This is a genomic window from Paraburkholderia sp. RCC_158 (genome assembly GCF_041355255.1).
In the GTDB taxonomy this organism is placed as follows: Bacteria; Pseudomonadota; Gammaproteobacteria; order Burkholderiales; family Burkholderiaceae; genus Paraburkholderia; species Paraburkholderia graminis.
On record NZ_JBFUPM010000051.1, the window covers coordinates 1 to 10,885 of the forward strand.

Sequence of the window (10,885 nt, forward strand, 5' to 3'; positions counted from 1 at the left end):
CGGTCTGCTCAGATCGGACCGCAAGGTGGAGGAGTTTGAAGTGACCACACCCGGAGGAGTTTAGGTGACCGCCGGGGTCGGAGCTCTAATCGGTGGTCTTTTGCTGGACCGATGGGGCGCCCGGAAGGTCTGGATTGTTGCAGGAGTCGCCTGGTCGATATTTGAGGGCGGCACCGCCATTGCAGGAGAGCTCGGGTTGACCCTCTTTGGAGGCAGCGCTCTTGCCGGGTTTGCAGTGATGCGGAGCATCTTCGGTTTTAGTGAGGGCCCCGCCTTCTCAAGCATTAACAAGACAATTGTGAGATGGGCGGCGCCGAGCGAACGTGCAATGCTTTCTTCTTTTGCACTCGCAAGTACACCGTTTGGCGCAATGCTTGCGGCACCCATCACTGTCGGACTGCTTACCGCTACTGGCAACTGGCGGATGACATTCGCAATACTTGGCGCTGGCAGCCTTTTGCTGATCGCGGTATTCGCGTGGGTGTTTACTGATAGTCCAGAACAGAGTCACCGGGTCAATGCCGCCGAACTCCAGAAGATTCGACTTGATGCACCAACAGGCTCGCCAACAGCGCCCCCCCCGGACTCAAACGAAGAAATCCCGGGCTCGCTCTCGTTTTTCTCAAGTCGCACATTGGTATGTAACGCTATCGGCTACTTTGCGTTCCTTTACGTGACGTTTCTGCTGCTTACATGGACGCCAAAGTACCTTCAGAACCAATTCCACTATAGCCTTTCATCTCTTTCGTACGTCGGCGTCATCCCATGGCTCGGCTCGTGTCTTGCGGTCTTGATCGGCGGCCGACTCTCGGATTTGATATTGACAAAGACGGGTGACTTGCGGATTGCACGCAGCAAGTTCGCAGCCGCCTGCCTGTTGCTTGCTGGCATGTGCTTTTTGCTGATGCCGAAGGCGGGATCTGCGGCAGGGGTTCTCGCGCTGATGACAGTCGCCAACGCACTGAACACCTTGCCAAATGCGGTGTATTGGGTGGTCGTGCTGGATACGGCCCCGCGTGCCCGCATCGGTACGTTCAGTGGTATGACGCACTTTATTGCGAACATCTCGTCTGTAGCGGCACCGACGCTCACTGGATACCTGGTCAAGGTTAGTGGCTACAACGCAATGTTTTTTGCCGCCGGATTAGTCTCGCTTGTCGGAATGATGGCGATGTTATCCGTAGTGCCAGGTGTGTTCGTCAAACCTAGGCTCGCTCATGTGTCGCCTGACGCACGCCGGGCGGAAATTCCGGACAACGGTAACAGAACCTCATGACGAAACATCAATTTAAAATCAGCGCGTCCGGCGGGGCGCACGACGACGGTCAATATGCAACGGTACTGGCGCAATCCGCTGCGATGGAAGCCGGGCAGGCAAGCAGCTCGGAACAAGTCGAACTGTGCATTGCTCGGATCGACGATCCAATGGGTGAGGGAATCCGCACCTTTACAACGGTGTGGCGTGAGCAAGCAACAGACGTTGCCGCCGCCCAGGACACGCTACTTCGGTCGGGCTACCGGGCCTCGCCAATCGCCGGCATACCGGTGTCTATAAAAGATCTACTAGACGTTAAAGGGGAAGTAACGAGAGCTGGCGCACTCGCGCTCGACGATATGCCGGTAGCCGCGTGCGATGCGCCTGTTGTATCTCGGCTACGGTCGTCGGGGGCGGTGCTCATTGGCCGTACCAACATGACACCCTTTGCATTCTCGGTGGTCGGGCTCAACTCTCATTTTGGCACGCCAGGAAACCCGTGGGACCGCGATCGCATCCCGGGAGGATCGTCGTCCGGTGCGGCGGTCTCGGTGGCTGACGGCATGGTTGCCGTCGCGATCGGCTCTGATACTGTTGGCTCTATTCGTGTGCCGGCAGCCCTTTGCGGCGTTGTCGGCTTCAAACCTACTCAGCGCGCGGTGCCATTGTCAGGAGCGGTTCCGCTGTCGCCGACACTTGATTCGATTGGACCGCTTGCTCGATCGGTGGCTGATTGCGCCGCGATTCACGCAATCATTTCGGGCGAAGCCGCAGTACCTCTGGACATGATTGGTGTCCGCGGATTGACCTTCGGCGTGCCTCGCGAAATAGTGCTTGACGACTTGGACATCGAGGTTGGTCGCGCGTTTGAGCGCGCCTGTGCGCTAATTTCGGAAGCCGGGGCGCGGATAGACCTAGTCTCTTTCAAAGCACTCCGCGAAGTGGATGCGCTTAATGGCAATCGCGTGATCCAATTAGCGGAAGCATATGCATGGCATCGGGAACTGCTCGAGCGGCGTGGCGCCGACTACGATCCCCGCATTAGCGCCCGAGTGAGAAGTGGGGCACAGATACTGGCTGCCGATTACCTGTCGATGCTTTCACATCGTCGCCGCCTCATGCGAGAGTTCGACGCCGCTACATCAGGGTTTGACGCGTTGTTGCTTCCGACGACCTCAATCATTGCCCCCACGTTCGACGAATGTATGGCTGCCGAAGATGCTGTCCGGACGAAACTGCTACGGAATACCGGCCCGTTCAATTTTCTCGACTGCTGTTCTATTTCGCTGCCTGTGCACCGCCCAGGCGAAGCTCCAGTCGGTCTGATGGTTGCTGGACACAGGGACGGCGACTGGCAGCTGCTGAAGATAGCCAACGCGATCGAATCGATCATTGCGGGCGCTGCAAGCTGAAGTAAACATTGAGATAAGCGAACAGTTTGGGGACGCTCGGGATGTGCGTGATTCACCTTTTCGTTTTCCCCTTTTTCTCCAGCCCTAATTTATAGGAAGTAAGCGGATGCCATATTTGCAGCTCGATGTAAACGGTCAGTACCCGTCAGAGGCTAAGGCCCGGCTTGCGCAGTTTCTTTGCGAAACCTATGCAAGGATGATGAGCGTCGACATCCGCCGCATTAGTGTGGCGGTGAGGGAGTGCGGAGACGGTGGTGTTTGGCGAATGATTGACGGCCGCCCACAACCTGTCGCAGTTCTAATGTGCGACATCCGAAGGGGCCGCTCCGGTGAGCTACGGCTTGAAGTCGCGAAATCGCTCTGTCGGCACTGTATCGAAATTCTTGGGCTTCACGAGGACCGTCTAAACGTTGAGTTCACTCAGCATGCCGGCGATGAAATGTACCACCCGACACTAGGTGGGTACAGCCCGGAGTGGTCTGAAGACGAAAGCTCAGGGGCGTGATCGTTTTTATGCGGGGCAGTCTTGAACGCTCCACGCCCGGGAACACAACTGCGCCGACGCCTAGCGGATGCCTACTGCTGATAAAGCATCCGATGGCAGTCCGCTGTGCTCGGCGAGCGTAATAGCGAGGACGAGCAGGGCCGTCTCATCCGACTCCATGCTCTCCGCGTGTCCCCGAAGCAGTTCATGCAGCGCCGACAGTAGCCGACTGATTGAGGATCCGCTCTCCGACGTCAGCGGCCAGGCGCGCAATAGATAAGCAAGGTGGACAATCCTTCGGCGTTCGCAGAAGACATCAAAGAGGCGGGTACAGACATCGTCGAAATGCCAATTTCCGATTGGCGAACTCGCTGGCCCTGAAGTCGGTTTGGGAGGCAGATTGGCGAAATTCCTGGCGCGGCTTCTAAAGGTCCAGCGCCCTATTGAAGCGCACCTCCTGATTATCGTCGACATAGTCACGGTCCAATAAATTTGATGTCGTCTTTAGGAGTTACCGATATATTGCGTGAATCGCGTACACCTGTTCCGAGATAGCAGCCGAGAACATCATCACGGTCACGACACGCAGTGTGCGTTCGCTGCACCATCTGAAGCTGACCTTCCGGGATTGCCAAAGAAGCATCCACCTCGGCCCTCGCCAGGAGCATAGTTGTGGAGCTACTGGACTTAGAAGCTAACGTTGCCTGCGCCTTGTAGCGGAGCATCGTTCTGGCTTCCTCCAGCGTCGCCACTTCGAGCAACAATTCGCTGACAAGTCACCGGACTTTTCGGATTTGGTCTGCATTGTTTCTTGCCAAGCGTCCTCTCTCTATACAGGCTGTCTTCCAGCCCGACATGGAGGTTTCCGCCCGTAAGGGGCGGTTGAGTCGCGGCACGCATTTGGTGCCGCCCTGCGCGAGTACTGAACAGATGTAGTCGTCGTCAAATAGGCGCTCGGCCGTGCGGCGAATGAAGAGTCGGAAGCGCGCTGAGGTATATCTGCTAGATAACGCAAAACGCTTTGACTGCGATGGTGCGTGTATATGCGCGCATTGTCAACGGGGTCAACTACGGATGAACGTGGACGTCGTTGAGCGAAGGCAATAACGGATCGACACGAAATGTTAAGACTCAGCGAGGTAGAACGTATCCGATGTGGGTTGGAAATAGGAGCTTGACCGCCTGCCGGCCGGTGAACTGAAGATTTAGTTAGTTTGAAGATATTGATCCCGGACACGGGCTCGCGCTAAAGTGCTTAACCGTATCCTCCCGAAAGGATCTGCGACAGCATCTGAAGACGCGCAACGGTACTGGCTCTGCGGTTTGGCGCCGAAAGGGCGGTGAAGTAGAGATCCATATCAGTGCCTCGGCCCCTGACTGCACGTCAGGTACCGAGGTTATGGGATAACTGCCTTTCAGAAAAGCTGATCTTGTTCAGAAAGAGGTGACGTCGCCGTCATTGCCATTGAACTCGCTCCCCATAATCCGGTGGGCATCGCAGCGTTGTGGAAGGTGCAGGCAACTGAAGGCGGTTTTCGGATGGTGCGGAGGTGTTCATCGCCGACGCGGGAGGCCTCTAGCTTGCAGTAGATTTCGTCGCTGTTTTTCGTACTGTCGACCGCTCGACCAGTTGCCGATCTCGGTTATCGGTTCGGTTGCGAGGATGGCGGTCGGTGGTGGGCAGTTGGCAATTGCCTTCGCTTCCGATCTCATCGTTTAACGCGGAAGGGATTGACGATGTCGTTGTCATGAAAGCGATGTCATCTGATTGAGTCGCTCGGGCCTCTTGGGGGAGATACGGAGTGCTGCATGGTGGCGAGTTCGCGTAAGTGCCGGTCCTTTCGGGGGCGTGCGAACTGGATGCATATGCGCGTATACTGTTCTCAGTTGCCACAACCCCCGGAGACGTTCGATGGAATTGCTTCAATGTAACTGTTCGTTTCTGCGCAGTGCAACGCGTGCGCTGACGCAGGCATATGACGAGGTGCTCAGGCCAAGCGGCTTGCGTATGACGCAATTCTCCATGCTCGCGCGAGCGTCAGCAGTAGGTGTCATTTCGCTAAGCGAGCTGGCCGACCTGATGGCGATGGACCGAACCACTCTTGGAAGAAACTTGCGGCCACTCGAGCGCGAAGGCCTCGTGCAAGTTGACGTCGGGGAAGACAGGCGCGAAAGGCTGGTTACCGTGACGCCCGCTGGGGCAAAGGCCCTTGCCAGTGCCCTGCCGTTGTGGGAGCAAGTGCACCAACGTTTTGAGCGAAAGGTGGGTAAGCGTGAAGCCAAAGAGTTGCGATTTGCTCTGAAGCGGCTTGTAAGCGTGGGCCGAGAGTTGTCTGCGGAGAACGCTTTCCATTCTCAATGAGCTTGCAACGGCGCGAGCCGCGAAAATGAGGGCCGTACCGGATGGCGGTACCGACGCAGAGTGGTTATCCGATTGCCCGGTCCCGCACCGGCCGTCGTTGTGAGATCGGCGCGACGCTCGCACTGGTGCTGCGCGCCGGCGGGTAGCTCCCCGGGGGGGCTGGAGCGTCCAAGAGGGCGTGGCTAAGCTCGCATCACCGTTTCGCAGGCGCGCTCCGCGCACTTCCGATCGGGCGGGCGCCTTATTGCAACTGCAACGGACCATAAATCAAAGCGTCGCTCACGTTGCGACGTCCGACGAATCCTACGCGCCCCCTTCCTTCGGATGTTGCATAAGAGGCTCCCTCGGATCTTACATATAGGTAACGGAACGTATTGACGGCAAGCGCGCTTGCGGCGATCTTCGTGGCGTGTGTGATCTGAGGATTGCGTTGAAATAGGGGCGCCTTGAGATAAACCGTGAGGAGACCAAAAATGCATGCACTGCGAGCGCTCAGAGAATCCGGGGTACATAGCCCGCACGATATAAGGGCCATACTTGCCGAAAATATAGTCTTCAATTCCCCGGTGCTAACCCGGCCGTTAGTGGGCGCAGAAATAGTTTCGGCCGTACTCGCAGCGTCAGCGCTCGCGCGGGGCATTGGCGGACAGTATGTCTCGGAGTACCGCATTGACGCAGTCACGACGGTTCTGAGATGGCAAGGCTCCATTCAGGGGCACTTACTTGAAAGCATCGAGATATTAGTTGACGACGCGGCAGGCTTACTTGCTGAGCGGACAATCGCTTACCGTCCGCTGCCCGCTGTCGAGATGTTCCGTGACCTGCTCTTTCCTCTTATTAAAGACATAGTGCCAGCGGACCTGTGGGCATATTGACATATCCATGTGCTCTGAGCCGCCTTCATTGGGGCGCCAGTTTGTTGTGTTGCGGCCGCTATAGTAGCGCGAAAATACAGGGCGTTAGCGACCCGGATGCCGGGCAGCCGCACCTTGCCTAGCCGGCGCATTACCATGCGGCGTGATTGCTTAGGCCATGCCTTAGAGCTTGCGTTGCAACGTCGAAAGGCGACCGGAATGTTGGCGCGAACAGATAGCGATGCGCGGCCATACCGCTGCGGGCGAGTAATTTGGTGGATTATGCGCCGGCCTTCATCGGGCTGTGTCAAAAAAGTATTGCTGGCCGAGAGTTCACCGGCGGGGCGCAATAAACGTCCTAAAGTGTCAGCTACCGCGCGTGCGCCCCAGCTGATATGCGGACGCGACCGCGCGTCGTAGCGCGATCCCTTATAGCCCATACCGGCCGCAGTCGTCGCAGAGCTCTTCACGGGTCGCCGACCATTGTTTGCCCGCACCGCAATGGAAGGTCGCACGCTGGAAACTGGCTCCGACGTGGGCGAGTTAACGATACAATGCGAGCATATACACGCATTGTCCGTTGCACAATCCGTATGTCGTCGGCAGATTATCCGCCGAGAGGGCAAGCAGGATGTGAGCGTTATATGCAGCACAAGCGGCGCAATCCGTTGATGAGAACGCCCGAAAAGCTGCGTTTCCAAGAACAGTTCTGAGCTCGATCGCTGACCATGGAACGGGGCAGGCGGCGGTTTCAGATAACTGCTTGGTATCAGCCGAGCGGCTGCCGAAGCCGCGTTAGCTCAACAGCAATCGAAGACCCATCCTTAGATCGAGGTCACGATGGGTTCAACTCGAGGTTTTACAAGATGGCGTTTATCAAGAATATGAAGATTGGACGACGCCTCGGTGTCGGCTTTGCAATCGTACTGCTGCTATTGACGGCTGTCGGTTGCATTGGCTTGGTGCAATCGTCCCGAATCTACGCCGGGACGCGCGCCATCTCGGAAGACTGGCTGCCTAGTGTTGAGGCGTTGAGCGAAATCCGACGCAGGGCCGACGACGTGCGTCGCATATCCCTGCGCGAACTGCTTCCGGCAGATGAAAAAGGGATTAGTGAGTTGCACGCACGTCGCGCGGCAGGAGTGATCGGATTTGCGGCTGCAATGCAGAACTACAAAAACTATCTATCCTCTGATGACGAGAGAAGGCTTTACGAAGGGATCGAATCGTCGTGGGCACGTTATCTTGAGACGAGCGACCAGATTGAACGGTTAATGGGGTCGGCAGACGCCAATTTGTCCAGCGCCCGTCAGCTTGCCGCCAGCGAAGGAGTTTCGCGCTTTGCGACTACTCTGTCGTTCATAGACGCGGACATTAAGCTTAATCATGAGGGGTCTATGCGGGAAGTCGAGGGTGCGAATGCGGCGTTCGTTAGCGCGCGCTTATGGACGCTTGTCCTCATGATCGCTGCATTAATCGGGGGTATCTTGATCGCCTTCCTCATCACCCGGTCTATTACTGTTCCGCTGCAGCAGTCCGTGCAATTAGCCGAACGGGTCGCAAAAGGCGACCTAACATCAACGATACAAGCGGAAGGTCAAGATGAGATCAGCCTGCTGCTCGCGTCGCTTGGGCGCATGAACGGGGGCCTTCGCGAGACGGTATCACGCGTCTTTGCTGGCAGCGGGAGCATTGCAATCAGTTCTGCGGAGATCGCGACGGGAAATGCGGACCTGAGCCAGCGTACCGAAGAGCAGGCGGCCTCCTTGCAACAAACGGCTGCCAGTATGGAGCAGCTGGCGGCGACCGTGCGGCGAAATGCAGACGATGCAGGAAAAGGCGATTCGCTGGCTTCGCAGGCTTGCCAGACCGCGAGCCGCGGCGAGGTGATCGTAGGCAGGGTTGTCCAGACCATGAGCGACATATCGACCAGTTCCGGCAAAGTGACGCAGATAATTTCGGTGATCGAAGGCATCGCCTTCCAGACCAACATTCTTGCGCTTAACGCTGCAGTCGAGGCCGCGCGCGCTGGTGAGCAGGGAAGAGGGTTTGCTGTGGTGGCCAGCGAGGTGCGCACGCTAGCGCAACGAAGCGCTGCGGCTGCCAAGGAGGTCAAGGACCTGATAACTCAGGCCGTCGCAACGGTGAGCGATGGCAGCGCCTTGGTCGAAGATACTGGACTCACAATGCGTGAGATTCTCGAATCCGTACAACGGGTTGCCGAATTGATGAAAAAGATTAGCGCCGCATCTGAGGAACAGCATTCGGGAATTGCGCAGGCGACCGTTGCCATCTCGCAAATGGACGAGGTGACGCAGCGCAATGCGGCGTTGGTGGAACAGGTTTCGGCGGCGGCTCAATCAATGGCGGCTCAGTCGCGCTCTTTGCGCGAGGTGGTGTCGGTATTCAAGGTTCCCGATATCGATAGATAGCAAGAACTGTTACGCCAAGATCCGGTGGGTGACAGTGCGGCCGCACAGCTTGTTGCATCCCAGTCGCGACGATCATGTGCAATTGGGCTTGAACCGGTTTGTTCCAGAGGCCAAACAAAGTCAACTAACCGTTCTCGCTGCGATTTGAGCGCCAGAAAGAGGAGGACGGGGCGCACCATAGGCTCGACAATGCAGGTCAGTCAGCAGATTCGAGGGGGGACGTAAATGACGCGTGCGATTCCGGGTATTGCCCTAGCGTTCGCCTTTGCCGCCGCGCCGGTGAGGGAACTCGCCAACACAGCGGCCGATACGGCAGCATCGAATCCATCTGCTACAGGGCGTGTGCCCGACAAGGCAGATCCAAAAACGCTGAAGGAGCGGCTGGGCGACAAGGGCAGCGACGAGCAGCGAGTCAATAACTGCAAGGTGCCGGTGGAAGAGCGCGGCGCAAAGCCGCGCCCGGATACCTGCCGATGAGCGCTGCAAGAGGGCGTTGAGACTTCACCGGTGAGTTGGCCCTCAGTTACTCTCAGTGCCCTAACCATACCCGCCAAACTGTCCGGGATATGGCTGTCCCGGATAAGATTGGCCGGGATGCGACGGGCCAGGATATGCCTGCCGCATGGGCTGCATCACCTGCGGCGGCATTCCCGCCTCGGTCAACGGCCGATGCACGACGGTCAGAAGGCGACCGTTGGGCGGCGCCTGCACGCCGCCTTGCTGCCAGTTCTGAGGTCGGTCGGAATCCGTGGACGCCAACGGGTTAAGCAGCGATTTTACTCAAATGGAATCGCTGCGTGAAAGCGGCCGGCGACAGATAGTCCAAACGCTCCTGTGTGCGCTGCCGGTTATAAAAGATTTCGATGTATTCCGTGATTTCTTTCTGAGCCTGATTGCGGGTCACGAACTTGCGATGATAGACGAGTTCATTTTTCAGCGAGCCCCAGAATGATTCGATGGGTGCGTTGTCGAAGCAATTTCCACGTCTGCTCATTGATGCCTGCATGCCGAACTGTTTGAGGAGCTTCTGATAGGCGTGAGCGCAGTATTGACTGCCGCGATCCGTGTGCTGTATCAGACCGGCCGGTGGTCGGTGTGACGCGACAGCCCGAAACAGCGCCCGCATTACCAGCTGTTTTGTCATGCGCTCGCTCATCGCGTAGCTGGAGCAGCCCCACGTATCTGAGGACACAAGGACCCTCTTAAAATAACGGATAGTCTTGTGTCTAACAGTAGGCCATCAAGCGCGCCGGCTTCCTTCAATACTTCTCAAATCGCGGCCCTTGTCTTATTGGAATGGAAGCATGTGGCGGCGCACAACATTGGGCGCGCGAACTGACAAAGCTGGGACATCGGGTCAGGCTGCTCTCGTCAAGATTCGTGAAGGCATTCAACATTGGCAACAAGAGCGACGCGGCGGATGCACGAGCAATTTGGCTGGCTGTCCAACAGCCGGGCAAGGCTGTTGCAGTGAAAACCGAGGCTCAGCAGGCGGTGCTTGCCATGCACAGGATGCGCGAACAACTAGTAAAGATGCGGACGATGCAGATAAATGCGCTGCGCGGCCTCATGACCGAATACGGGGAGGTTATGGGCAGAAGCCGCGCGGTTCTGGAAAGAGAAATGCCAGGCGCCTTGCACAGGCTCGCGGAGCGTCTGCCAGCCATGCTGATCGATACGTTGCGCGACAGATGGAACGAAGTAGCAAGGATGGACGAGCAAATCGCCAGGATCGAGCAACGGCTTCGCATCTGGCTTAAGCAGGATCGAGATTGTTCAGCGATAGCGGAAATCCCCGGCGTGGGCCTGCTTACGGCGACCGCAGCAGTCGCCACGATGGCAGATCCGAAGGCATTCAGATCAGGGCGAGAATTCGCCGCATTTATAGGTCTCGTTCCACGACAACATGGCTCGGGCGGGAGAGTAAGCCTGTTTGGAATCAGCAAGAGGGGTGACACCTACCTGCGTACGCTCTTAACTCACGGCGCGCGCTGTGTACTGGCAAATGCTGGAGTAGCCCCTTGAATCACCGGACACGGTCTCCCACTTAAAATAGCGGGTAGGCATACGACTGTGTTTTTGACTA

Annotated in this window: 6 protein-coding genes and 2 pseudogenes; 7 read left to right on the forward strand and 1 reads right to left on the reverse strand. The window is 57.3% G+C overall.

The annotated features are described in order from the left end of the window. Positions 1-64: 64 nt before the first annotated feature. The 6 genes from AB6809_RS35780 to AB6809_RS35805 all read left to right on the forward strand — a co-directional run bounded on the left by AB6809_RS35780 (position 65) and on the right by AB6809_RS35805 (position 9,276). The gene (locus AB6809_RS35780) at positions 65-1,276 is read left to right on the forward strand and encodes an MFS transporter (RefSeq protein WP_371028548.1); all 1,212 of its coding nucleotides are present in this window, start codon (positions 65-67) and stop codon (positions 1,274-1,276) included. After that, complete coding sequence (locus tag AB6809_RS35785; RefSeq protein WP_371028549.1) at positions 1,273-2,667, forward strand: amidase; 1,395 nt, start codon at positions 1,273-1,275, stop codon at positions 2,665-2,667. Before AB6809_RS35780 ends, AB6809_RS35785 begins: the two co-directional genes overlap by 4 nt. Before the next feature lie 106 nt (positions 2,668-2,773). Further along, complete coding sequence (locus AB6809_RS35790; protein WP_371028550.1) at positions 2,774-3,172, forward strand: tautomerase; 399 nt, start codon at positions 2,774-2,776, stop codon at positions 3,170-3,172. Positions 3,173-5,063: 1,891 nt separating this feature from the next. Further along, entirely contained in the window at positions 5,064-5,513 is a 450-nt protein-coding gene (locus AB6809_RS35795; protein ID WP_371028551.1) for a MarR family winged helix-turn-helix transcriptional regulator, read from the forward strand. A 1,720-nt stretch (positions 5,514-7,233) separates the two neighbouring features. Then, complete coding sequence (locus tag AB6809_RS35800; protein ID WP_371028552.1) at positions 7,234-8,799, forward strand: methyl-accepting chemotaxis protein; 1,566 nt, start codon at positions 7,234-7,236, stop codon at positions 8,797-8,799. Positions 8,800-9,024: 225 nt separating this feature from the next. Continuing rightward, positions 9,025-9,276 carry a hypothetical protein gene (locus tag AB6809_RS35805; protein ID WP_371028553.1) on the forward strand — a complete coding sequence of 84 codons (252 nt, stop codon included), beginning with the start codon at positions 9,025-9,027 and terminating at the stop codon, positions 9,274-9,276. Between the two features lie 286 nt (positions 9,277-9,562). On the opposite strand, the pseudogene AB6809_RS35810 reads toward AB6809_RS35805, so the two are convergent. Then, a pseudogene (locus tag AB6809_RS35810) lies at positions 9,563-9,961 on the reverse strand (IS3 family transposase); the annotation flags it as partial. 77 nt (positions 9,962-10,038) lie between these two features. Here AB6809_RS35810 and AB6809_RS35815 point away from each other — a divergent pair. Then, a pseudogene (locus tag AB6809_RS35815) lies at positions 10,039-10,809 on the forward strand (IS110 family transposase); the annotation flags it as partial. Between the last annotated feature and the right edge of the window lie 76 nt (positions 10,810-10,885).